A 24,643-nucleotide genomic window follows, 5' to 3' on the forward strand; every position below is an offset into this window, starting at 1 on the left:
ATCGACTTACTGCAAGGTTAATGAGATATATTTAAGCTCCACAAATTCATCTAATCCAAAGTGGCCGCCTTCTCTCCCCATTCCACTCTCCTTCACTCCGCCAAATGGTGCTTGAGGAACACTTAATTGTGTTCCATTGACGCCGACCATCCCGTACTCTAGGCGTTCACTGATCCGATACACCCGATTGACATCATTTGTAAAGAAGTAGGCGGCTAGACCATAAGGCGATTTGTTGGAAAACTCGATAACATCTTCCTCATTTTCAAAAGTCATAATAGGGGCAATGGGTCCAAATATTTCTTCTTGTATAAGCTCCATTTTATCTGTGATATCTGTCAAAATTGTTGGCGAATAAAAATATCCGTCCAGCTCTGTCTGGATTCGTTCACCTCCTGTCAATAAAGTAGCCCCTTTCTCCTTGGCATCCTTCACTAAGTCCTCCATCCGTTGGAGGGCGGCATCATTGATTAACGGTCCCATTTGTACATCTGCTTTTGTGCCTTCACCTACCTTTATTTTCTGGACCAAATATTTAATTTTTTCGGTCAGTTCCTCCTCTATATCTTTGTGTGCCATGATGACATTGATTCCGTTACACATTTGTCCGCAGTTTTCAAATTTATTCTCCACTATTTTTTCGGCTGCCACGTCCAAATTGGAATCAGGAAAAACAATAACAGGCGCATTTCCTCCGAGTTCAAGTGAAATTCTTTTAACTTGATCCGCTGCTTTTTTCATTAATTTTTTCCCCACATTTGTAGAACCAGTAAAGGAAATTTTGCGTATACGTTGATCTTCGAATAGTACATCGGATATTATAGAGGCCTTGCCTGTCACCAGGTTGGCAACACCGGCGGGTATTTTCGTTGCCATGAGTTCGTCAAACATGGCTATAGCAATTTTCGGTGTTTCACTTGCTGGCTTCACGATAATTGTGCAACCAGCAGCTAAAGCGGGAGCAACTTTTCTGGCAATCATCGCACCTGGAAAGTTCCAAGGTGTAATTAACGCGCAAACCCCTACGGGCTGTTTTATTACGGTGATCCGTTGATTTTGACTGGAAGGGGGGATGACTTCTCCATATATCCGTTTACCTTCCTCTGCGTACCACTTAATAAACTGAGCGCTACCTTCTATTTCACCGCGCGCCTCACTCACCGGTTTACCTTGTTCTTCGCTCATCAATAGGGCCAGTTCCTCCCGTTTGTTTAATAAATTTTCAGCCCATTTAGTTAAGTAAGCTCCACGTTCAGATGGGGTTAACTTAGACCAACTCACATAAGCACGGGAGGCTGCATCTATGGCAGCTGCAACTTCTTTTTTTCCTGCAGATGGTACATCTCCAATCACTTTCCCAGTGGCCGGGTTCATTACGTGAATCGTTTTCTCTGTTTTCCATTTCTTTCCGTTAATCCAGTTATAATTAAACATGTCAAACAATCTCCTTTCATAGCTACTTTTTAACAAAATAAAAAGGCGCTCCAACAACAGTGATCAACTGTTCATTAAGCGCCTTTGCTTTTTATTCACTTGTTTTTAGTTGGTATTTCTTTAAGATAGCGGATGCAACGACTTCCATCGGCTTTTGGTGATTCATACTTATCTTTCTTAGTAAAACATATGCCTCGTCTTCTGATAAATTTTTTACTTTCATTAAATAGCCTTTTGCTCTTTCTATCAATTTGCGAGTCTCAAGCTTCTCCTGTAAGTTTTTTATTTCGTTTGTAATTTGCTTTTTAATATTTACTTGTGACAAAGCTATTTCAACAGCCGGAATTAAACTAGCTTCCATTACAGGCTTTACAAGATAACCTAGTACATGCGGCTGTTTTGCATCCTCAATGAAATCTGGCTGGCTGTATGCTGTTAAAAAAATAATCGGTGTGCCGGTAGCTTTACCAATAATTCTACTTGCTTTGAGACCGTTGAGTTTAGGCATCATAATATCCATTACAATAAGGTCTGGATTAATTTCATACGCCATTTCAATGGCAGACTCTCCATCCCCGGTGGCGTATACCTTGTATCCTGCAGATTCCAGCATTTGTTTTACATCCAAACGTATAATTGTTTCATCTTCAACTAGTAATATACCGGTTTGCACTATGAACCACCTCATAAGGATCTCAATTAGATAACGCTTTCAATAGGGGGGACAGTAAAAAAGCGCCTAAAGATTCCTTTCGTTTTTCCGGAAAGTGTCAATAGCGCCTTTGCATGTTTTATGAACTTTTGTAATAATCTTACTAGAATAAAAAAAGCTTGTCAATTATTTAAATATAATTTAGAATTTTTCATTAGTAATAGAACATGACAGAAAGAGGGGCAGTGACTATATGGGGGAACGTTTGACAAGCCTGATTGAAGACTTGATTCGAATTGATAGTTCCACAAAACAAGGAGCTAATGAAGCAATTAAATATTGCCAGAACTGGTTTCTCTCACGTGGAATGACTGTGAAAACATTGGAAAATAATGGATTTAAAATGTTGATATGTGAAGTGGGAAAGGGAGAAAAGACTTTAATTTTGAATGGTCATGTCGATGTTGTAAGCGGAAAAGAAGATCAATTTCATCCATACCAGGCAGAAGGTCAATTATTTGGTAGAGGATCGGCAGATATGAAGGCAGGTGTAGCTGCGATGATGTGTGCACTTGCCGATTTAAAAGACACGGTGCTACAATGTAAAATTCAATTACAGCTTGTGACAGATGAAGAAATCGGTGGGTATAATTGTACGAAATATTTAACTGAATCAGGTTATCTTGGAGACTTTGTCATATGTGCTGAGCCTACTCATTTAGGGATTGGTTTACAGGCAAAAGGGGTTCTCCAATTGGATATACTTGTCAGGGGAAAGTCGGCTCATGGAAGCCGGCCTTGGGAGGGAGAGAATGCTATTTTACGTGCTTATGATTTATATAGGCATATTCTTGGCCTTCCTTTTGCAAAAGAATCCTCAGAATTGTTTAGGTATCCCTCCATTAATTTGGCGAAAATCAAAGGAGGGGAAGTGTATAATAAAGTTCCTGATACATGTATTATTTCGTTGGACATCAGATTTCTCCCTACTCAAAACAAACAAATAATTATAGAGCAAATCCGAAGTGTTGATGAATGTGAGATTGACATTATCTTATACGGGGATCCGGTCATGAATACGACTGATGATACACATATGCAGAATTTGATATCGCAAATCAGCGCCAACACTAGTAAACAAAGGGTTGAGATTTTCGGACAGCATGGATTTGCCGATACTAGGTATTTTTCTAGGTTCAATATACCTGCCATTGAGTTTGGACCTGCGGGAGGTAATTGGCATGGTGACAATGAGTATGTGAATATAGAATCTGTTGAAACATATAAACAAATATTAATTGCATTTGGAAAAGCCTTTAAATAATAAAATGATGATCCTTGCGCTGATGGTATTATCATCTAATTTGTATCAATTAAAAAAAGACGCCTTTGGGTGTCACAGCTTGTCGAAAAAGTGGATATTTTCTCGACAAGCTTTTTTTCATTTAGGTAAATACTGCTCCTTTTTATTCATTCAGCAGAAGTCTCCCACTTCTGTAAGTGGTGAGATGAATGCATATTGGTACTCCATTCAGTGGGGGTTCAAACCCCGCTGAATAAAGTCAAAGCCTCCAGTGGATGCCACAGATTTTCAGAGGAAATTTATCGAGCGGAGCTCGATAAAATCTGGGCGCAAATACGCCAAGGCGTATTTGATATAAAAATGACTACCATACCTAGACACAGGCAGTCGATTTTCTTTCTGGCGATAAACGGTTCAGGCGGACTTGGTCTTTATTTTCCTCCCAAACGTGGCGGGTGACCACCTTTTGATGGTTTTGAGAACAGGTGCACTGCTTTAGTGATCACCGCCATATATTGATTTCATTATGTTCCTCTCTTGCTATTAAGACTATTTTATGGAAATGGGGAAGGGATGGCAAGAACGTGAAAATATTGTCTTTTTAAAAACAGCCGTCTTATAGAGAGGAAAAAAGCTCGAAAAAGTGCGGTTGGCTAAAAGTCGGTCACGAAAGGGTGCTCAAAAAAGTGCAGGCGGTCATAAATAGAGTGGTTAGCTGCCTGAAAAAGCATTGTTTCCCAAAAACTCGGTCACTATTCGAATAGGAAGGTGCAAAAGGGAAAAATCCTTCATTGGTGGATTAACTGGAATAAAGCGGGAATATTAAACTCGAACATCGCTACATGGAAATACATAAATTTTGGGAGGAGTGTCATCCATGATGGACAAAAATAAAGAATCAATAGACAAAAAATCAAATCAAGAAGGCGATATGACTCTTACAAATAGACAGGGTCATCCAGTCACCAACAATCAAAATCTAAGAACGGTTGGCAACAGAGGGCCCGCAACTCTAGAGAATTATGACTTCATTGAAAAGATCAGCCATTTTGATCGGGAGCGAATTCCGGAACGTGTTGTGCATGCAAGAGGAGCCGGGGCACACGGTTATTTCGAGGCTTACGGAAAAGCGGGAGATGAACCTGTTTCTAAATATACAAGGGCAAAGGTTTTTCAGGAACAAGGAAAACGAACCCCTGTTTTCGTCCGCTTTTCAAGTGTGATTCATGGTGGTCATTCACCGGAAACCCTCCGGGATCCACGCGGTTTTGCGGTTAAATTTTACACTGAGGATGGTAACTGGGACTTGGTGGGAAACAATTTAAAGATCTTTTTTATTAGGGATGCCATTAAATTCCCTGATATGATTCATGCCTTTAAACCGGATCCGATTACCAACATACAGGATAGTGAACGCTTTTTCGATTTTTGCGCTAATTCTCCAGAGTCATTTCATATGGTGACCTTTCTATATTCTCCATGGGGAATACCGGCCAACTACCGGCACATGCAAGGTTCAGGGGTCAATACTTATAAGTGGGTGAATCATGATGGAGAAGCTGTTCTGGTTAAGTATCATTGGGAACCGAAGCAAGGGATTAAAAACCTGACTCAAAAAGAGGCTGAGGAAATACAAGCGAAAAACTTCAATCATGCCACACAGGATTTGTACGAAGCGATTGAGCGCGGGGACTATCCGGAATGGGAGCTTTTTGTACAGATTTTGAGTGATGAAGAGCATCCAGAGCTTGACTTTGACCCACTTGATGACACAAAGATTTGGCCGAAAGATCAGTTCCCATGGCTGCCTGTAGGCAGAATGGTTCTGAATAAAAATCCGGAAGACTATTTCAATGAAGTGGAACAAGCAGCTTTTGGAACAGGAGTACTTGTAGATGGACTTGATTTTTCGGATGATAAAATGCTTCAAGGACGGACCTTCTCTTATTCAGACACACAAAGGTACAGGGTTGGGCCAAACTATCTTCAACTGCCAATCAATTCGCCGAAAAAGAGGGTGGCTACCAATCAAACTGGCGGTCAAATGCAATATAAAGTGGATCGCGCTCCTGGTCAAAATCTGCATATTAATTATGAGCCGTCCATTCTTGGAGGATTAAAGGAAGCGGAGCAACCGGGAAAAGAATACACGCCTAAAATCGAAGGACACCTTGTGAGGGAATCAATTGACAGAAATGATAATACTAAGCAGGCAGGAGACACATATCGCAGCTTTGAGGATTGGGAAAAAGATGAGCTGATTACGAACCTTGTGAATGACCTGTCCAAATGTGATCAGAGAATCCAGAAAAAAATGATCGCTTTGGCTGAAGAAGCAGATGAAGAATATGGACGCCGTCTTAGAGAAGGAATAAAAAATGCAAGTACAGAAGGGTCTAGCATGCATCCTCTTGGAAATAAAGGTGGGGAACAAGCGCCTGAAATGGCTGAGGAAAAGGGGCGCGAAACTGATTCATATTAAGGTTTTGAGCAGTCTTTCAAGAAAATTTTCTTGACTAGGTGTAGGGTTGTCTCACCGGGAAAAGAGTGCCCTGTCAAAACGTACAATCCTATATCAAGCCTTAGGGCATTTACTATTCGATTGCAATGAGAGTCGAATAATGAGGGGTACACAATAAAAGCTGCGACTGAGTCTTCTAAGCTTCATCCGGCACTTTGTAGGTGTTTCTTGCGAGATCTCTAAAGAATCCAACGGGCATCACTAGGGTATCCGGCAGCTGTTTACAGGAGGAAATCCTGCAAATGAAAAACCAGTCTGAGAACAACATGTTGTTCTCAGACTGGTTCAATTTTAGATCAATAAGTGGAACAGCATGCTGTCCTTATTGACTTCTGTATAGGAAATATTTCTTTCCTCCATCCGTTCAATCAGCCCAGCATAGTCTTCACGGCGTTTAAGTTCAATACCGACAAGGCTCGGGCCTCTCTCTCTGTTGTTTTTCTTCGTATATTCGAATGTAATGATATCATCATCAGGCCCAAGAACTTCGTCAAGGAATTCCCGGAGTGCACCCGCACGCTGCGGGAAGTTCACGATGAAATAGTAGAGCAGGCCTTCATACATCAAGGATTTCTCTTTGATTTCCTGCATTCTGCTTATATCGTTGTTGCCGCCGCTAATGACGCACACAACAGTCTTACCTTTGATTTGGTCTTTATAAAAGTCCAATGCCGCAATCGGAAGTGCACCTGCAGGCTCCGCGATAATTGCGTGCTGATTATAGAGGTCCAGAATGGTTGTACATACTTTTCCTTCAGGTACAGCCACAATGTCATCAATATATTTCTTGGATAATTCAAATGTTTTTTGGCCAGCACATTGGACAGCAGCCCCATCTACAAATTTATCAATGGAAGGAAGTGCGGTCACAGAGTTGTTTTCCAAAGCTGTTTTCATGCATAAAGCTCCGTTTGGCTCAACACCGATCATTTTTGTATGAGGGGATACATTTTTTACATAAGTGCTTAGGCCGGCCATCAATCCACCGCCACCAATGCTGCCGAAGACAAAATCGACTGGCTCGTGGATTTCATTCATTATTTCAACCGCCACTGTTCCCTGTCCGGCAATGATGTCTAGGTCGTCAAATGGATGGATGAAGATACGGTCTTCTTCTTCTGCATATGCATTTGCCTCGGCGGAACTTTCATCGAAGGTATCTCCAGTCAGAACGACTTCTATAAAGTCACGTCCAAACATTTTTACTTGGTTAATTTTCTGTTTTGGCGTTGTTTGCGGCATGAAAATCGTTCCCAGAATTCCAAGGTGGGCACATGCGTATGCAACACCCTGTGCATGATTTCCTGCACTGGCACAGACAACACCTTTTTCCCTTGCCTCAAGCTCAATCGTTTTTATTTTATAATAGGCACCACGCAGCTTAAAGGAGCGGACGTGTTGCAAATCCTCTCTTTTTACATACACCTGGCAATCATATTGCTCAGATAACCGGTCATTTTTCTGCAAAGGTGTGTGTGCCACTACATCTTTTAAAAATTGATACGAAATGAGAATATCTTCCAAATTCAAAGTTTTTGTCTTTTCCTCCGTTGTATTCATGGCGTCATCCTACCTCCGCTTTTGTATAAAGATTTCTATATTATAACATGAAGATATTGAAAATAACACAGGAGTTTTCAAAATATTTAGGGAAAGCGTTTACATAGAAACATAGGAAAATTCTGCCTGAACGCGGCTGATAATTTCCAGAGTCCCTGGATGCAATGATGTGGACGCTTCGTTCATTGCGAACGTTTTCTTCTGATAAGGAATCACTTCTCTGTCATTAATTTCGGCAATAGAAAAAGGCACTTTGGACAATTGCACATTCAACGTTTCAGCAATGGTTTCCGCTTTCCTGCGGGCATCTAGGACGGCAAAGGATAATGCCTTCCTGTAAAATTGATCATTTTGGGCTGCTTCAAAGGTGACACCTGAAACGATGTTGGCCCCATTTCTTACGGCAATATCGACAATCGGTCCCGCCTGATTGATTTCAATGACCTTGACCAAAAGCATATGGTCGACCCTATAGTTTCTGAAAACCTGTTGCCCTTCCACATAATCATGCTGCGGATAGATGGAATAATCGTCAGTCTTGATCGCGTTTTCGGGTATGCCTGCTTTGGTAAAAGCTTTCTTGATATTAGAAATAGCTCTTGCATTTTCCTCTTGAGCCTGGGCTAAGGTTAAACTTTCCGTAGAGACACCCAATCTGACTACGGCAATTTCCGGCTCAACAGAAATTTTCCCTTCACCGGACACCTTGATGACGTTCGGTCTAGTTTTGACCGTTTTGTATGGAAGTGGATAGTACATGAGAATCTCACCGCTTTCTCCCAGTATCATTTATAATAAGTATGAGACAAATCAGAGTGGAACAACTTTATTTTGGAAGATGCTCCATCCTTGTTGACTTGTTTCTACGCTTTTTTGAAGAAACTTCTTTTAAAAGCGCATTTGTCAGCAACACGAAAGCTATCGCGTTCCACGAAATTCGCAACCTTAACCTTTTTGAACATTTTAACTTCATTCAGTAGAAGTCTCCCACTTCTGTGAGTGGTGAGATGAATGCCTATTGGTATTCCATTCAGTGGGGGTTCGAACCCCGGCTGAATAAAGTTAAAGCCTTCGGCGGATGCCACAGATTTTCAGAGGAAATTTATCGAGCTTAAGCTCGATAAAATCTGGGCGCAAATACGCCAAGGCGAATTTGATCATAGCTTGAAGTTGACGCAGCGTCAACTTGTATACTGGTGTTAGAAACGAGCGAGGTGCATGATATGATCACCATTAGCGAATTATCGAAAAAAGCCAATGTAACCCCCAGAACTTTGCGGTACTATGATTCAATTAACTTATTGAAGCCTTTGGGCGTAACTGAAGGCGGACACCGCACATATAGAAAAGAAGATATTATTAAACTTCAACAGATCCAATTCCTGAAAAAAGTCGGCTTTTCTTTAAAGGAGATCAAGCAGCTGATTGAAAATGATGACTTGGATCCGGTTGATCATATAAAAAATCAACTCAACCTCATCCGCTCAGAACAGAAACTTCTTAAAGAAATGGAAAGGGACCTAGTGGGACTTCTCCATAGTCATTCCATTGAAGGAAGACTAAATTGGGATCTTATTTTACAAATGCTTCAGCACCAGCAAACGGGTCAAATGGAGATGAGGAAATACTCCAAGCAATGGTTTGGAGAAAAGGTGGACGAAGTGACTAAAAAGCTTCCAAATATAAATGACGATAACAAAGAGACAGGGGAATGGATCGATCTGATAAAAGCACTTCAAGACATGATGGACCAGCCCCCGAACTCTATAGAGGTTCAGACTATTGTGGAGGAAATTTGGATGAAATCTAAATCGCTATATGGCGACGATGAACAGCTTCAACAACAATTATGGGAAGTGCGAAAATCACCCGAAGAATCCTCGCGGCTTGGCTGGTACCCTTTAGATGAAAAACTATTGCGTTTTTTAGATCAAGCATTTGCAATTTATGAAAATGGAGGGAAGATTCATGATTGAATTTATTCTTCAATATAAATGGTTATTTCTTATCTTGGGGGAGGTTATATTTTGGGTAAGTCTTTTGGGATTCTTTATCGTCAGATATGCGTTCGGTCTGGAAAAGCTCAGTAAATACTTTATTTTCCTTTGGCTTACCAGCGATGCCTGGCTTTTAGCGCTTGGCGTCATGGACTACAGAAACACTGGTACTTTTGATACATTTCAGGTCATCATTGTTATATTCCTTCTGTATGCTTTGACATTCGGAAGAAATGATATGCGGAAGCTTGACCAATGGATGAAAAGAAACATCCGAAAGTGGAAGGGTGAGCCTCCTGTTGAAGAGGAAAAAGAGGAGAAATTATTTGGCTTGGATTATGCAGTTAAGCAAGGGAAGGAATTCGCGCTTCATGCATTGATGTATGCTGCTGTGTTGTTTATTTTAAGCTTTTTCAGTGATTTTCGTAGTCCGAATGAGATATTAAAGTTGAACGATTTCGGGGATGCGCTCGGACATCTCATTGAAAAAGGCTGGTTTACTGATCCGACAATTGGAAAGATTACTGGCATTTGGATGCTCATCCTGATCATTGATGCCGTTATAACAGTAACGTATTTTATTTTTCCAAAAAAAGCCTAGGAAAAAACGTTGGTTGCTTAGAGACAGCCAGCGTTTTTTTTACACGCCCTTTTCATTTTCCGTCTTTATTAATATACATTGTGAATTAGATTGGAGACCCACCAGCACCGGCATAACTATATAAATAAGAAGCAACCACGCTCCTTTATTAAGCAGTAAAATTGGTTCTTATACAAAGTGATATCTTAGATTGAGGAGATTCTAGAAATAGAAGGTAATGGTCGAAAGAAATTTATTAAAAAAATTCCAGAAATTATCATATAGTTCATACATTCAATAGGAACAATGTTAAAATAGTCGATATGATTCTTTTTTTAGGAGGTTTTTTCAAAAGATGGATGAGAGATTTAGTAGACCGAAAGGGTTTGGTCAGATTCTAGATCATACTTTCAGTTTAAGCAAGAGGCACTTTAAGGACTTATTTTTAATATTTCTTATTTTTATGGGGCCTATCTATTTATTACAAGCTATCATCGAGTTGGCCTCTGGAGTCAGTTTTTTCCGGGAGGTTGGAGTGGGGGAGACATGGTATGAACAGATCCTTACGAGTTTCGATGATACGGAAGATGTCAACCTGGGTGCTGATTTAGGGATTGCACTAGTGGGGCTTATTAGTATTTTTGTTGCACCTGTTGCCACAGCGGCAGTCATGTTTGCGGTAGACCATATGAGAAAAGGTGAAGAGTATACGGTCGGTTCCGTTATTAAGCAGGCGTTTTCACGCTATTGGCCTATGCTTGGAAGCACCATTCTATTTGGAGTGATCGCGTTCTGTTTATTTGTAGTACCGGTAATCATCATAACGATTGCGGGTGTTGTCGGAGCGATTGTTCTCCCAGTTGTCGGCATCATCTTGGCTATTTTGCTTTTCGTAGGGTTTTTCATAGGAATAGGTCTTTTGCTGACTCGCTGGAGTTTTTATTTCGGGTCGGTCGTCTTTGAGGAGGAGACACCTGGACTTTCACGTAGTTGGAAATTGACAAAAGGCCGCACTTGGGTACTGTTTGGGCTCTTTATTATTTTCTCTTTGATTGTGACTATGATTAGCACAATATTGGAAATGACTTTTGGACTGGTTCTTGGAAATAGTGTACTACTTTCACTTATTATCAATGCAGTAAGTATTTTTACAACGATGATTTTTTCTGTAGGGTATGCCGTTATGTATTTTGACCTAAAGATTAGGCATGATGCGGACGACTTGAAAGAAATGATTGGGGAATATCACACACCACAAATCTAGGTCAGGTGATGGTTAATGCTGGATGCTGATCAGGCGAGGGAAAGACTTCAGGAAATATTAAACAAAGCTGAATATAAGGTTTATGAGAACCAGACGAAGGGTTTCCTGCAGAGCTGGTGGGATAGTGCCAAGGAATGGATTGTAAGACAGCTTGAAAAGCTGTTTCCTTCCCACGAAGCGGCAAGCGCGGCTGCAGGCCCAGTTTTGATATTGATCGCTGTTTTGATCGTCATCGTGCTGGGGCTAGTCGTCTATTTTGTTGTCCGCCATACGCGAAGGTCTAGGCGATACCGCGATAAATCGCCGCTCCAATCAATGAGTGAACTGGATTGGACTTCTGAGAGGCACTTGGCGGAGGTACTTAAGCTGGAAAAACAGCAGGATTATTCAATGGCTGCGCGCCATTTGTTTTTGGCAACCCTTCTTTATTTTCATCAAAAGAGCTGGCTGGAAGCAAGGATCTGGAAAACGAATTGGGAGTATTATGATGAATTAAAAAAATTTAATCGGAATTGGGCAGATCAATTTTACCATTTGGCGCGTGTTTTTGATGAAGTGACATACGGTGAGAGGAAACTCGAAAAAGAAGAGTATGGCCAGTTTCGGAAAGAAGCGATGGAATGGTTGGAGGAGCCTGAGAAAACGATGAAAGGATAGGAGGGGGAAGTTTGCAAGGATCTGGAAAAAGAACATGGATTTTGCTTAGCCTTCTTCTTTTATGCTTTTTGGCCGGCGGATATTTCTTACAGTCAAAGCAGCCCGCCGCCTACCCCGCCTATGTTTCCGATTCTCCGTCTCCTACCGGTACAAAGGCAATTTATACATATTTAAAAGAAGAAGTGGAATCCGTTAAAAGGTGGAATAAAACTCCGCAACGATTGGATCATGATGGCGGGAGCCAGGTGCTCGTCATGGTTGAGCCGCTGAATATGCCTAATAGTGAAGAAATGAAGGCTTATGAAAAGTTTATGAAAGCAGGCAATACCATTTTACTATTTCAAAGGAATCCGCAGGGGATGTTTAATCTGGTAACGGACCCTCTCGCAGCGGAGGCAGAAGCAGAAGAAGGAATACTGTACGGTAAAAAAGATGGTAAATATAAGGCGGATATTTCATACTTGAACCGTATTCAAACGGAGCAGCAGGACAGCATCCTATTATATGATGATGCAGGGACAATTGCGCTCGAACGTCCTTACGGAAAAGGAAAGTTGATTGTTTCTATTTTCCCGGAATGGATGACAAATAAACAGATTTTGAAAAAGGACCATGTTTCCCTTCTTACTTCGCTGCTGAATGAAACGGAAGGTCGACACTTGTTATTTGATGAGCATATACACCAGCCTCAGGGCGGGGAAAAAGCATTGACTGTTTATCCGATTTGGTTCTTGCTCTTCATGTTCCAAGGGGGAATCCTCGCTATTCTTTGGCTTTGGTATCAAGGAAAGAGGTTCGGTCCGATATTCAGCCCAAGGGAAGCGACTGTCCGTTTCAGTGACGAAGGAATCCGTGCATTGGCTGCCTGGTATATGAGGGGCCGGCGTTACCATGATTCCATCGTCATCCAGGCTGATTATTTGAAATTTATCCTGCAAGAGAAATGGCACATTCCTTACCGACAGGAGTGGAGAAGCCTCTCCTTGCTTTTAGAACGTAAAAGTAAAGGGCAGATGGAGAAAAAGGATATCGATTCTTTTCTGTCCGGTTTAACGGACGTCTTACATAAAGAAAGATTGAGCAAGCAGGAATACTTATTATGGTCGAAAAAAATTGATCGGCTGAGGAAAGTGGTGGAAGAGAGATGAGTACAAAAGTATTAGCGTTGTTGGAGAAGTATGAAGAACGGATCCTTGGGCAAAGTACGAATCTTCGACTCTTGCTGTCTGCGATTCTGGCAGGAGGGCATGTGCTTCTGGAAGGGGTGCCGGGGACGGGAAAAACAGCAACGGTCCGAACTCTCGCAAACCTTCTAGGCGGACAATTCAATCGTATTCAGTTTACCCCTGATCTGCTTCCAAGCGACATAACAGGAAGTGTTATTTATAACGTGAAGGAAGGTTCTTTCGAAACGTTGAAAGGGCCGATTTTTACAAATATCCTGTTGGCGGATGAAATTAACCGGACCCCCGCCAAAACGCAGGCTGCCCTTTTGGAAGCGATGGAAGAGAGGCAAGTTACCATTCAGGGGACGACCTACCCGCTGTCAGAAATGTTTTTTGTTGTGGCGACACAAAATCCGATTGAATTCGAAGGGACCTACCCGTTGCCGGAAGCTCAGCAGGACCGCTTTTTATTTAAGCTCTTGATTGATTTTCCAACGTTCGAAGAAGAGAAAGATGTATTGAAAAATGTGATCGAAAACAATTTCGAAACATCAGCGATTGAGCCGGTGCTGGACATGGAAGAGTTTTTAAAAGCCAGACAAGAGATTATGCAAACCACGGTGAACGACAGTGTTCTGGAATATATCATGACAATTGTAAGTAGGACAAGGGAGACGGAGGCAATCCGTTATGGGGCTAGTACAAGAGCGGCGATTGCTATTGGGAAAGCCGCCCAGGCGTGGGCCTTTTTGGATGGCCGTGATTATGTAACACCTGACGATGTGAAAATCGTTGCTAAACCGTCACTAAGACATAGGATACAATTAGCCCCGCATGTGGAATTGGAGGGAGGATTTGTTGACCAAGTCATTGAAGAGCTTGTGGGCTCGGTTCCTGTTCCAAGATAGGGGAATATTGCCAACCAAGCGGCTGCTGTTTGTTTTCCTGGGCATCTCTGCTTTTTTCATCCTGCTTGGTGTATTGACGAATGTTTCATGGACATACATTATCATGATGAATGTGATCGTTTTTTTGGCAAGCTTTCTGGACCTGTTTTTTTCACCAGGCAGAAAAGACCTGAATTTCCAACGGTTCATGCCCGAAGAGATGGAGCGGGACCTTCCGTATACCATAAAGATAGAAGTGGAAAACTACTCCAAACGCCCATTTTCATTTGCTTTTGTTGACGATTTGCCGCAGACTTTCAGGCGCCCTTTCCCTGTAAGTGGAATAGGGCATAAAGAAGCGGTGACGGAAGTATCGTATGTAACGAGTGCGCCAGTCAGGGGAGACTATGGGGTTACGAAGCTATATTTCCGCTATAAAAGCACGCTTGGTCTTTGGGAAAAACAGAAAACGGCAGAACTCCCCCAAACTTTGAAAGTAATCCCGGACATGACTGAAACGAAGCAGTACCTGAAGGATGCGCAAAGGTTTTTATTGCATGAAGGCATGAAAATTCGTAAATTCCAGAGCGGATCAGGAGAATTTGCTCAGATTAGAAAATATGCAGCGGGCGATGATCCGCGCATGATCAACTGGAGGCAGACTGCGAAGCTTCAGGAAGTCATGACGAACGAATATGAGCCCGAGCATGGAAAATATATTACGATTTTAATAGATTGTGGAAGAATGATGGGAGCGGAACTGAAAAAAGGCAATCGTTTGGAACGGGCATTGGAAGCCGCTATGACCGTAACAGCGGCTGCCTTGCGGAAAGGGGACTATGTATCTGTCCTCGCTTTTTCAAAAGATGTGAAGGTCTTCGTTCCGCCAGCTAAAGGAATGGAGCATATGCAGACCATCCTGAAATCCATCTATCATTTGCAGGCCGATCCGGTGGAACCGAACTATGGAGCCGTCTTTTCATTTTTGGAAACCATGCAGAAAAAGCGGAGCCTGCTGCTATTGTTTAGCGATATCCGTACATTTCTGTACGAAGAAAACACACTCACCTATTTGATGCGGATTAGGCAGCGTCATTTGTTTTTAATGATCGGCGTTGAAGATGAAGTCATCAAGAGGCGGATAAATGAAAGTCCGGACCAAGTGGAGCATGCCATGATCAAAACCATTGCCCAACAGCAAATGCTTTTTAAAAAGAGGGAAAAAGCTAAATGGGAAAACCAGGGACTGCTCATGATGGAAGCCGATGAGGAAAAACTAGCGGTTGCCGCTGTTTCTTATTATATTGACATGATGAATCGGAATCTGCTGTAGCGAAACTGGGGGAATACTTCTCAGTTGAGGAAAATACTGTCTAGAAACGGGACGTACTCGGATTGGGAATCATACTATCCGGTTCGTCAAGAATACGATCCGTTAGCAGGATAATACTGTCCAGTTATGTAAAATACTCTTCGAATCGTAAAGACCATCCCTCATCGAAGGTTTTCCAAACAGGCCCGCTCTGCAAGCATAAAAAAACGGGGCGTCACGCCCCGTCTCAAATTTGCTCCAGTCTTCCGATTTCACGCAGGAAAAGTCTTTTTCCAATAATAAAGTAAAAGATCAATCCGAGGACTGTTACGAATGCTACGAAGTATTTGGCTTCAAGCGGGATGGGTGCCGGGGTGATGAAGCCTTCTATGATTCCGGCAATGACGAACAGCGGGACCGTACCAAGCAAGAGCTGCACGGACCTTTTCGCGTTCACCTTCAATTGGTATCCTCTCGAGAAATGTCCTGGAACAAAAAGCTTATATCCCATCAAAAGCCCCGCACCGCCGGCGATAAAGATGGCGGTAAGTTCAATCATTCCGTGAGGGACAATATATGCCCAAAATTCATAGCTTTTTCCGTGAGTCCAGAACAAGGCGGCAAGGGCCCCGATAATGATTCCGTTATAAATAAGGACATAGACGGTCAACAATCCGAAAATAACGCCTCCAGCAAAAGCCAGGATGGCGACCTTGATATTATTGGACATAATACTTGACGACATCACGGAAGAATCCCAAGACCCCTTGTCGCTTCCAAGCGAATCCGGATCGACGCCATAGGCAATTTCAGGCGGAAGAATAGCATACATATTTTGTGGATCTTGAACCACAGCTATGTAACTGCCGACTGCACCAATTGTAAAGAGCACGAAGGCTGCAATGACAAACTTCCACTGTTCCCAAAGTAACCGGATAAATGTCGTGGTGAAAAAGTGGCGCACCTGTTGAATGCTCGACATTTGATCTTTGTATAAAATATTATGGGATTTTGAAACAAGGCCGTTTAAATAGAAGGTGACCTCTTCATGTGGAAAATAAGTTTGGGAGTACGAAAGATTTTGAGCGGCTTTCTGATAAAGCCGATAAAATTGATCGATCGTGGAGCCAGCTACATCTTTTTTGCGTTTATGCATCGTAACTACAAGCTGCTCTAGCTGTTTCCAGTCATCCCGGTGTTTTTTAATAAACTGCTTTACATTCATGTGACTCGTCACCTCTTGTAAAAGATCGACATCTATACTCTTCTATTATAGTAACACTCCTGAGCAATAGAAACATTAACTTGGGAAAGGAGGAAAAAATATGGAAAAAGAACAGGTTGGGGTTAAGACACCGGAATTCGTTTCTATCCAGTTTCAGCTGGCCGGCTTGGGAAGCAGAATGGCGGCTTATATGCTAGACTGGCTCATTTTGGGTGTGATGAATGTAATAATAATTATTATTCCGCTTATTCTGTTAATCGATGGGAATCCGTTTTATGATGACATTACCTCCATTGTTATGGCAATATTGATTATAGCGCTGTTTGTCCTGAACTGGGGATATTTTATTTTCATGGAATTTTATTTTGGCGGGAAGACGATTGGAAAAAGAGTACTGGGGATCCGGGTGATTCAGGATAACGGACATAGTCTGACATTGTTATCGAGCTTTATCCGAAACTTCATGCGAATTGTAGACTCTTTGCCTGCTGGTTATTTAACGGGATTGTTGATGATTTTTTTCCATCCTAAGCATAAAAGAGTGGGAGATTTGGTCGCAGGTACAATGGTCGTCCACGAAAGGAAAGCGAAGCGACTGGGCAAGCTTACGCCTGTCGAAAAGGAAATTCAAAGAAGAGGACTCTCAAAACACGATATTTTAGTCGAAGAATTTTCAGTTCGCGCATTGAACGCCCAAGATTGGAATCTGGTCCGTACATACAGTAGCCGCCTGCTGCAGCTCCCAATGGAGGAACGCCACGATTTGACGAAGCAAGTGGCGGAAATTTTATTTCCAAAGATCGGGTGGGATACGAAGGGGAAAAGTACCCGCGAATTGGAGGACTCTCTTCTCGTTTTGTATTTGAATATGAAAGACGAATGGGAGTTTGAAGTGTAAAGGATAATATCAAAACGCAGCGCTCCTGCTGCGTTTTGAACCAATCCTATTCTTTTTCTAAAATGTAGTATCCTACATATTCAGACGGGACGGCTGCAACCAGAATATATCCATCTGAAAACAGCTCTTGAACTACCTGTCTAATTTTCATTCTCCAATCATATGCAAGCTCAAAAGAGTTACTTTTTAGTGTCTGGATATCTTTTGGTACAGGTACAAGAATAATCCTTTCCTCTGTATGTTTAGCAACATCTCCTGAAATGGGCATTGAATGTTGGACGATAAAGTCCAGTGCAAGCGGATAATCATTGATTTCGCTATACCTTTCCTTTTTCGTGCCCATGTTGACGACTGGATCGCTCATTAGATCCCATTCCAGTAGGAATCTGTCCGTCGGCATCCCTTTGTTAATCTTGTCCTGCATGCTTCCGTAATAAGACACGTAGTATGTCCTCACATAACCGCCCAATTTCGTAAGGTTTAAATATCCATTCTTAATTTCCAGCGGATCGAAGGTCCACGTGATTTTTTCAAAGCCTTGATCTATCGCCCACTCACGTTGTTGTCTTTTCAGCTTTTCTCCAATACCCTGATTCCGATAATCGGGGTCCACCGCCATCATATGGGAAACGAGATGCGGTTTTGACAGGGGGCTTGTAACCCCTGGAAAACCGTAAGTGAAGCCAATCATTCGGTCTGCGTCAAATGCGCCGATGACACATCCTCCATTATGAATAGCTGCGACCATTTGGGCAAGGGAGGTGACAATATCATTTCCCCATATTTTATTTTGCAGATCAACCGCATGTTGCAATTCATTAATTTCTATGACGGGTTTAAATTGATATTTGTTCAATGCGGCTTCACCTCTCAATTAATCACTTTCATTTTCTGAAAAGATTCTGTGTAGACAACATAATGGTTAAATGTCTGCTCATTGATTCCATATCCGATCCCAGGTCCCTCTGGAACTTTAAGAACGCCCGGTTTGTAAAATTGGACTTCTGCGTCGGTGATATCCTGTTTCCAATAGCGGTCTGATGGGGACGTATCCCCTGGTATGGTGAAATTACCGAGTGAAGAAATTGCGATATTATGAGCCCTTCCTATGCCGGATTCAAGCATGCCGCCGCACCAGACAGGAATACCCATCGACTGGCAATAATCATGGATCTTTTTCGCTTCCGTCAGGCCGCCGACCCGGCCAACCTTGATATTGATGATTTTTGTTGCTCCAATTTCCACCGCTTTTCTTGCATCTTCAACTGAATGGATGCTTTCATCCAGGCAAATAGGCGTGGAAAGCTCCCTTTGCAAGGTTCCGTGGTCAATAATATCATCATAATCAAGCGGCTGCTCAATCATCATCAGATTGAGGGGATCAAGCTGCTTTAAATGGTCGATGTCCTGCAAGGTGTAGGCTGAATTGGCATCCGCCATTAATGGAACATCCATTCCGAACCGATCCCTGATTGCCTCCATCGGCTTGACATCAAAGCCGGGCTTGATTTTCACTTTTATCTTTTTATAGCCTTGGTCAATGCAACTGCCAACTCGATCAAGTAGCTCCTCAATTGTAGGCTCGATCCCGATACTGACTCCGACGTCAATTTCTCCCTTCGTTCCTCCAAGGGCTTTTGCAAGTGATATGCCTTTCTTTTTACAGTAAAGATCCCACACCGCCCCTTCCAGGGCAGCTTTTGCCATTCGGTGCCCTTTGACGGATTGGAAAATTGGGTCAAGGTCCTCTGGATGTTTTAGTTTTTCCATTTTTAAAACTTGGGGGATGATCAGCTCTTTCAAAATATATAGAACCGTTTCCGTTGATTCTTCGTTATAAAAGGGAAGGGGAAATGCGGTGCTTTCTCCGAACCCTATAAAGCCTTCACTTTGCACACTAACAACTATAAAATCTCTCTTCATTAATCTCCCAAAGCTAGTTTCAAAAGGGTGTTTTAAAGGCATTTGCAGGCGGTCCAATTTGATTTGCTCGATTAACATTCAATTTCTCCTTTCTTTGATGAAACTTCATTTCTAAAAAAGGGAAACAATCCTAATTCTTTAGATTCTGTTTTTTCGTTGGTGCATCCAATATGTTTCCTGGGTCTTTTACCAGTTACTCCGCTCACCAATACATTCAGAACGGAAAAGATAGCAGGCATTCCTTTTAAAGCAATTGCTTTTTTATTGAAAAATGAAGCCTAAACTTCGAAAAAAGAATACGGCTAAGAAATCTAAAAGTCAAGAGAGTGTTTTTATAATTTACTGTTTTTTCCAGAGTAAATAAAACTCCTTTTGTTGACTCCAACTGTTTGAATAACTAGAGTCATGAAGGGTTCATGTAACCTAACCTTTATTAAAATAATTGCTAAGATAAAATTTCTTAATTGCAATAACAAATAAAATCAATTGGAAAATTCTTTATATATGAAATAGAATCAATCTTAATTTAAAGATCATGATGTTGAGGAAGCGAAAAATTATTAGCAAAGGGTTTGAAGGAACTTGGGCTGAAGGAACTTCCGCAATTGACATACCTGTACATTTTTTCGGATACTGGTCATGATATCGCTCAAACGATACAAGCCCAAATCAAAGAGACTCTAGGTGTAGAGATTGCGCTTGAAAGTTTAGAAGCAAAGGTATTTTTTGATATGCAATTTGAAGAAGGAAATAACCATTTTTCATTTGGCGGCTGGACAGCGGATTATAATGACCCTATGGACTTTTTCTAGAGTTACCTAGTTACGGAGTTGTGGGAAAATAAAGAGTACGATGTATTGCTGGAAGAGGCAAAGTTCGATCTGGATGTCAAGAAACGTGATGAACTGTTGTTAAAGGCAGAACAGCTGATGATGGATGAAATGCCAATTATTCCACTATACTTCGGTTCAAATAACTGGGTTCAAGCTGAAATGTGGAAGGTGCTTACATGACGACGATCAGTCATTTTGACTTAAAAAGAGCGAAAATAAACGAATAATATTTTTGGTTCATTTATCCAGGGAAGTGATGATTGAAAGCTTCCCTGGATTTAAACTTCATTCAGCAGAAGTCTCACACTTGTGTAAGTGGTGAGATGAATGCATATTGGTATTCCATATTCAGTGGGGGTTCAAACCCCGGCTGAATAAAGTTAAAGCCTTCGGCGGATGCAACAGATTTTCAGAGGAAATTTATCGAGCGGAGCTCGATAAAATCTGGGCGCAAATACGCCGAGGCGCATTTTATTAACGGGTGGAAATTGTATTATTGCGGTGGAAGAAGTGCCCCAATATTTACTTTAACGAAATCAATGAAAATTTTCAGCGTACCGTCTATTTTAGTATCTTTCAAATAGATTAGTTGGTATGGTCGGTTCAGTTGGGGTTGATCTTTGATTTTAATAATACGTAAGTCTTTTAGGGGTCGTTCTTCGACGATGGATGATAATGGGATAATCCCAATCCCGATTTCCTTTTTCACCATTTGTTTTACCAACTCGATATTATCTGTTTCCAATACTGCGTTTGGTTTTAAGTTCAATTTGTTGAATGCATTGTTTATCAAAACCCAATCTATGGAACCGTGGTCATATAATAGAAGTTTTTCCCTGGCAACTTTCGATAATGAGACTTTCTCCATCGAAGCAAATGGATGATTGGGATAAGTAACAATAACCATTTCATCATTGAATAAATGAATAGTTTCAATTTTTGGATGACCAACTGAACGCGAGATGCCTAATGGTGTTTCGTGATTCAACACCATTTCCAAGACATTGTGTGAATGCCCGGAGTGAATAGCTAATTTGATTTTTGGGTAGGTATTGTGAAACTGTCTGATGAGCTTTGGAAAAATATAATGTGACATCGATAAGACAATCGAAATGCTCAGTTCATCTTTGATATTTTGGTTATTCTGTTGAATCGTTAATATGCCAGATTGAATGGTTTCTAGACTCGTTTTTGCAAAGGGCAGGAACGTTTTCCCTTCTCTTGTTAAAGAAATACTTTTCCCAAGGCGAATAAACAAATCACAACCTAGTTCTTTTTCTAAAGATTTTATTCTTGCACTAACAGTTGGTTGGGAAATATAAAGAATTTCACCCGCTTTTTTAAAACTTTTTGTTAATGAAACATATAAAAAAGCTTCAATTTGTTCTAAATTCATCTAATCACCTATCAACGATAATAAAGTGTTATACGAATAAATGATTTCAACTTAAAATTCTGATATTAAATTATAAATTAAAAGCCTATAAAAAGCTATGATAAGTATTTTTATTTACTAATAATCATTTAGGAGGAGCATTACTATGAAAATTTATATTGTAGCGGATGGAGAAGGTATTTCCGGGGTTGTCAGCTCTGAAGAAATGCATCCTACTGGAAGCCGTTTCCAAGAATTCAGACGATTGATGACAATGGATGTAAATGCTGCGATTGAAGGAGCTTTTGATGCTGGCGCGAGCGAAGTTGTCGTCAATGATGCTCATTGGTCCATGATCAATATCATTTACGAAGATCTTGATCCAAGAGCGGAGATCATCAGGGGTTCAAATAAAAAATTATCCATGGTTGAACAAATTGAAGGGTTCGATGGTGCTCTTTTTATCGGACTTCATGCTAAGGTAGGTCATTCCCATGGGGTGGCCAATGAAACAATGGTTGGGCCGGAGATGTATGAAATGAGAATGAATGGAATGCCGGTTGGAGAGGTTGAGATCAATGCAGCCATTGCCGGTTATTTTGGTGTTCCTGTCATCATGGTCTCTGGTGATGATTGTCTTGGCAAAGAAGCAACAGAAAGCTTAGGTGAAGTGGAGACCGCCATTGTTAAGAAGTCCATTGACCGCTGGTCAGCCCGCTGCCTGTCATTAGAAAAAGCCCATCAAGAAATTCATACAAAAGCATTTCAGGCAGTCAAGAGATTGGGTGATTTTAAACCTTATACAATCGAGGGACCTGTTGAATTAGAAATAGAATGGACCTCGACTGCAGAGTGTAAGAAATCAAGTCTTGTTCCTGGATCATATGTTAAATCACCAAGAATAGTGGCCTATAAAAGTAATGATTTTTTAGAAGCCTGGAGAGGAATTTATGCTTGTTTAAACCTCGGTGTGATGGCCTTTGATCCATTATACGGGTAATAAATAATCGCAGGAATTCTGCGATGGGGTATTTTTACAACGAATTTTATGAGGAGCCTTTGGTTCCGCTGCGAGGTGTTAGTTATTGGGAAGGGTTAAAATAAGGGAGTTAGGGTTAGAGATTGGAAGTTTGCCTGTAGGGAAAAAGAATTGCATTACCGATGTTAAGGGGGTTCAAGTTGGTCATGTAACTCTTAAGTACCCTGAGGAAAACGAAGAATTTGTCTGTACAGGTGTGACAGCTATTATACCACACGCTGGGAATATTTTTCGGGAGAATGTTGCAGCAGCCAGTTATGTATTTAATGGATTTGGAAAAACAACTGGATTAGTACAGATCAATGAATTGGGCAGATTAGAATCCCCCATTATGTTAACAAATACATTTGGTGTTCCGGCGGTCACGCAAGGAACTCTGCAATATTTATTAGAACAAAACCCGGAAATCGGGGACACCACTGGAACTGTAAATATTGTAGTCGGCGAGTGCAACGACAGTTACCTAAATTCAATAAGAAGCTTGCCTGTTTTACCGCAGCATGCAAGAAAAGCAATTGATAATGCTTCGTCAGGTCGGGTAGAAGAAGGCGCTGTAGGCGCCGGAGCAGGTATGGTTTGTTTTGATTATAAAGGTGGGATCGGCTGTTCTTCCAGAATAATTTCAATCGAAGGAGCAGAAAAAAAATATACAATCGGGTGCCTGGTTTTAAGTAATTTTGGAAAGCAGGAGGAACTATGGAACTATAGCAGTTATTCAAAAAAGGTAAAAACAAGCCATAGTCAAGAACCTGTGGTTGAATCGGATGGTTCCATTATTATGGTATTAGCTACTGATGCACCGTTAAATGAACGTCAATTACAACGTGTTGCAAAACGCTGTGGAATTGGATTAGGCAGAACAGGAAGCCATATGAGTCACGGAAGCGGCGATATTGTAATTGCTTTTTCCACTGCACAAGTGTTTGATCACTTTTCAAATGATTGTACAGAGCAGGTTATACAATTACGGGACGATAAGTCAGTGATGAATTCTCTTTTTACTGCGGCAGCGGAAGCGACGGAGGAAGCCATCTACAATTCCTTAAGCAATGCGAAAACGACGCGGGGAAGAAAGGGCAGAGAGGTAAAAGAAATTCCTTATTGTTTATTGGATGAAAACATGTTGATTAATCATCAAAAATAAAGAGAGGAAATGAAATGATATTATTAAATGAACGTTTTTTAGAGCGGGATGAGGTAACGATCGATATTGAGGATCGCGGATATCAATTTGGCGACGGAGTCTATGAAGTTATTCGTATATATAATGGAGCATGCTTTGCAATGGATGCCCATATTGAACGTTTAAGACGAAGTGCTGAACAAATTGAAATGATTTTGCCTTACACGTTAACAGAACTAGAGGAAAATTTGCTGAAGCTTGTTGAAAAGAACAACATCAAAACGGGCATTATTTATGTGCAAGTTACTCGTGGAGCAGCACCAAGGGCGCATCATTTTCCCGAAGGTTCTTCCTCAGTTTTAGTTGCATATGTTCAAAGTCTAGATCGGCCCCTAACAAAGATAAGAAATGGCGTAAAGGTAACTTTAACCGAAGATATTCGATGGAAAAGGTGTGACATTAAAAGTCTAAACTTACTCGGCAGTGTTTTGGCTAAACAAAAAGCGAAAAATAAAGGCTTTGAAGAGGCTATTCTTCACCGTGATGAAGTTATCACAGAAGGCAGTTCTACTAATGTATTCATTATTAAGGATCAAGCCATATACACCCATCCGGCAAACAACTTGATCCTAAATGGAATAACAAGGAACAAAGTACTTAAAATTGCAAGGGAAAAGAAATTTCAGGTTGTTGAAGAACCATTTACAATAAAGGAATTGCTCAATGCAGATGAAATATTTATCACAAGCACCACAATAGAGATTACCCCCGTAATCGAGATTGACCAAACAGTAATCGCTGGTGGTCAACCTGGTCCAGTTACTTGTATCCTGCAAAAAGAATTTGACAAGCTGCTATAATGAAAAGGGTGTCTCGGAAGTTTATCTTACTTGA

General features: G+C 41.3%; 25 protein-coding genes and 1 pseudogene. 18 read left to right on the forward strand and 8 right to left on the reverse strand.

Annotation, left to right across the window (positions count from 1 at the left end):
• Window positions 1-6: 6 nt before the first annotated feature.
• Window positions 7-1,434: an NAD-dependent succinate-semialdehyde dehydrogenase gene (locus D5F11_RS03205; protein ID WP_120114742.1), complete on the reverse strand. Its 1,428-nt coding sequence runs from the start codon at window positions 1,432-1,434 to the stop codon at window positions 7-9.
• 91 nt (window positions 1,435-1,525) lie between these two features.
• Window positions 1,526-2,107: an ANTAR domain-containing response regulator gene (locus D5F11_RS03210; RefSeq protein ID WP_120114741.1), complete on the reverse strand. Its 582-nt coding sequence runs from the start codon at window positions 2,105-2,107 to the stop codon at window positions 1,526-1,528.
• A gap of 232 nt (window positions 2,108-2,339) precedes the next feature.
• On the opposite strand from D5F11_RS03210, the gene D5F11_RS03215 reads away from it, so the two are divergent.
• The 4 genes from D5F11_RS03215 (at window position 2,340) to D5F11_RS03225 (ending at window position 5,871) form a co-directional block, all read left to right on the forward strand.
• On the forward strand, window positions 2,340-3,410 hold the full coding sequence (locus D5F11_RS03215; RefSeq protein ID WP_120114740.1) for a M20 family metallopeptidase: 1,071 nt from the start codon (window positions 2,340-2,342) through the stop codon (window positions 3,408-3,410).
• Between the two features lie 79 nt (window positions 3,411-3,489).
• A complete protein-coding gene (locus D5F11_RS25860; protein ID WP_185830472.1) occupies window positions 3,490-3,642 on the forward strand; it encodes a hypothetical protein in 153 nt (50 codons plus the stop codon).
• Window positions 3,606-3,848: a hypothetical protein gene (locus D5F11_RS03220; protein WP_126646489.1), complete on the forward strand. Its 243-nt coding sequence runs from the start codon at window positions 3,606-3,608 to the stop codon at window positions 3,846-3,848. Before D5F11_RS25860 ends, D5F11_RS03220 begins: the two co-directional genes overlap by 37 nt.
• A gap of 418 nt (window positions 3,849-4,266) precedes the next feature.
• On the forward strand, window positions 4,267-5,871 hold the full coding sequence (locus D5F11_RS03225; protein WP_425470724.1) for a catalase: 1,605 nt from the start codon (window positions 4,267-4,269) through the stop codon (window positions 5,869-5,871).
• A 330-nt stretch (window positions 5,872-6,201) separates the two neighbouring features.
• Here the strand turns inward: D5F11_RS03225 and ilvA are convergent, their stop codons facing one another.
• Together ilvA and D5F11_RS03235 are read right to left on the reverse strand one after the other, a co-directional pair.
• Window positions 6,202-7,470 (reverse strand): threonine ammonia-lyase IlvA, encoded by a 1,269-nt coding sequence (gene ilvA, locus D5F11_RS03230; protein WP_120114739.1) that lies wholly within the window; start codon window positions 7,468-7,470, stop codon window positions 6,202-6,204.
• Window positions 7,471-7,569: 99 nt separating this feature from the next.
• On the reverse strand, window positions 7,570-8,229 hold the full coding sequence (locus tag D5F11_RS03235; protein WP_185830473.1) for an SIMPL domain-containing protein: 660 nt from the start codon (window positions 8,227-8,229) through the stop codon (window positions 7,570-7,572).
• A gap of 464 nt (window positions 8,230-8,693) precedes the next feature.
• Between D5F11_RS03235 and D5F11_RS03240 the strand changes: the two genes are divergently transcribed.
• The 7 genes from D5F11_RS03240 to D5F11_RS03270 all read left to right on the forward strand — a co-directional run bounded on the left by D5F11_RS03240 (window position 8,694) and on the right by D5F11_RS03270 (window position 15,354).
• Complete coding sequence (locus tag D5F11_RS03240; protein WP_120114737.1) at window positions 8,694-9,446, forward strand: MerR family transcriptional regulator; 753 nt, start codon at window positions 8,694-8,696, stop codon at window positions 9,444-9,446.
• Window positions 9,439-10,068 (forward strand): hypothetical protein, encoded by a 630-nt coding sequence (locus tag D5F11_RS03245; RefSeq protein WP_120114736.1) that lies wholly within the window; start codon window positions 9,439-9,441, stop codon window positions 10,066-10,068. Before D5F11_RS03240 ends, D5F11_RS03245 begins: the two co-directional genes overlap by 8 nt.
• A gap of 334 nt (window positions 10,069-10,402) precedes the next feature.
• Window positions 10,403-11,311 carry a hypothetical protein gene (locus tag D5F11_RS03250; RefSeq protein ID WP_120114735.1) on the forward strand — a complete coding sequence of 303 codons (909 nt, stop codon included), beginning with the start codon at window positions 10,403-10,405 and terminating at the stop codon, window positions 11,309-11,311.
• A gap of 15 nt (window positions 11,312-11,326) precedes the next feature.
• The gene (locus D5F11_RS03255; protein WP_120114734.1) at window positions 11,327-11,968 is read left to right on the forward strand and encodes a DUF4129 domain-containing protein; all 642 of its coding nucleotides are present in this window, start codon (window positions 11,327-11,329) and stop codon (window positions 11,966-11,968) included.
• Window positions 11,969-11,979: 11 nt separating this feature from the next.
• On the forward strand, window positions 11,980-13,116 hold the full coding sequence (locus tag D5F11_RS03260; RefSeq protein WP_120114733.1) for a DUF4350 domain-containing protein: 1,137 nt from the start codon (window positions 11,980-11,982) through the stop codon (window positions 13,114-13,116).
• On the forward strand, window positions 13,113-14,042 hold the full coding sequence (locus D5F11_RS03265; RefSeq protein ID WP_120114732.1) for an AAA family ATPase: 930 nt from the start codon (window positions 13,113-13,115) through the stop codon (window positions 14,040-14,042). Before D5F11_RS03260 ends, D5F11_RS03265 begins: the two co-directional genes overlap by 4 nt.
• A gap of 7 nt (window positions 14,043-14,049) precedes the next feature.
• Window positions 14,050-15,354: a DUF58 domain-containing protein gene (locus tag D5F11_RS03270; protein WP_120114731.1), complete on the forward strand. Its 1,305-nt coding sequence runs from the start codon at window positions 14,050-14,052 to the stop codon at window positions 15,352-15,354.
• Window positions 15,355-15,580: 226 nt separating this feature from the next.
• On the opposite strand, the gene D5F11_RS03275 is transcribed toward D5F11_RS03270, so the two are convergent.
• Window positions 15,581-16,558, reverse strand: a complete 978-nt coding sequence (locus D5F11_RS03275; protein ID WP_120114730.1) for a stage II sporulation protein M — start codon at window positions 16,556-16,558, stop codon at window positions 15,581-15,583.
• Window positions 16,559-16,658: 100 nt separating this feature from the next.
• Here D5F11_RS03275 and D5F11_RS03280 point away from each other — a divergent pair, with 100 nt between their 5' ends.
• Window positions 16,659-17,456, forward strand: a complete 798-nt coding sequence (locus tag D5F11_RS03280) for an RDD family protein (protein WP_120114729.1) — start codon at window positions 16,659-16,661, stop codon at window positions 17,454-17,456.
• Between the two features lie 46 nt (window positions 17,457-17,502).
• Here D5F11_RS03280 and D5F11_RS03285 read toward each other — a convergent pair whose 3' ends face one another.
• Together D5F11_RS03285 and menC are read right to left on the reverse strand one after the other, a co-directional pair.
• Window positions 17,503-18,312, reverse strand: coding sequence for a GNAT family N-acetyltransferase (locus D5F11_RS03285; RefSeq protein ID WP_120114728.1), 810 nt, complete (start codon window positions 18,310-18,312; stop codon window positions 17,503-17,505).
• 14 nt (window positions 18,313-18,326) lie between these two features.
• Window positions 18,327-19,457 carry an o-succinylbenzoate synthase gene (gene menC / locus D5F11_RS03290; RefSeq protein WP_120114727.1) on the reverse strand — a complete coding sequence of 377 codons (1,131 nt, stop codon included), beginning with the start codon at window positions 19,455-19,457 and terminating at the stop codon, window positions 18,327-18,329.
• A gap of 491 nt (window positions 19,458-19,948) precedes the next feature.
• Between menC and D5F11_RS03295 the strand changes: the two are divergent.
• From D5F11_RS03295 to D5F11_RS25870, 3 genes and pseudogenes are all read left to right on the forward strand, one after another.
• Window positions 19,949-20,191 (forward strand): annotated as a pseudogene (locus D5F11_RS03295) (ABC transporter substrate-binding protein); the annotation flags it as partial.
• A gap of 45 nt (window positions 20,192-20,236) precedes the next feature.
• Complete coding sequence (locus D5F11_RS25865; protein ID WP_185830475.1) at window positions 20,237-20,392, forward strand: hypothetical protein; 156 nt, start codon at window positions 20,237-20,239, stop codon at window positions 20,390-20,392.
• Between the two features lie 154 nt (window positions 20,393-20,546).
• Entirely contained in the window at window positions 20,547-20,690 is a 144-nt protein-coding gene (locus D5F11_RS25870) for a hypothetical protein (protein WP_185830476.1), read from the forward strand.
• A gap of 15 nt (window positions 20,691-20,705) precedes the next feature.
• On the opposite strand, the gene D5F11_RS03300 is transcribed toward D5F11_RS25870, so the two are convergent.
• Window positions 20,706-21,608, reverse strand: a complete 903-nt coding sequence (locus tag D5F11_RS03300) for a LysR family transcriptional regulator (RefSeq protein WP_120114725.1) — start codon at window positions 21,606-21,608, stop codon at window positions 20,706-20,708.
• Window positions 21,609-21,753: 145 nt separating this feature from the next.
• On the opposite strand from D5F11_RS03300, the gene D5F11_RS03305 reads away from it, so the two are divergent.
• The 3 genes from D5F11_RS03305 to dat all read left to right on the forward strand — a co-directional run bounded on the left by D5F11_RS03305 (window position 21,754) and on the right by dat (window position 24,609).
• Window positions 21,754-22,587 (forward strand): M55 family metallopeptidase, encoded by an 834-nt coding sequence (locus tag D5F11_RS03305; protein ID WP_120114724.1) that lies wholly within the window; start codon window positions 21,754-21,756, stop codon window positions 22,585-22,587.
• Window positions 22,588-22,672: 85 nt separating this feature from the next.
• Window positions 22,673-23,770, forward strand: a complete 1,098-nt coding sequence (locus D5F11_RS03310; RefSeq protein WP_120114723.1) for a DmpA family aminopeptidase — start codon at window positions 22,673-22,675, stop codon at window positions 23,768-23,770.
• Window positions 23,771-23,784: 14 nt separating this feature from the next.
• Entirely contained in the window at window positions 23,785-24,609 is an 825-nt protein-coding gene (dat, locus tag D5F11_RS03315; RefSeq protein ID WP_120114722.1) for a D-amino-acid transaminase, read from the forward strand.
• Window positions 24,610-24,643: the final 34 nt, after the last annotated feature.

Source organism: Siminovitchia terrae, assembly GCF_003605405.2.
Classification (GTDB): Bacteria; Bacillota; Bacilli; order Bacillales; family Bacillaceae_C; genus Siminovitchia; species Siminovitchia terrae.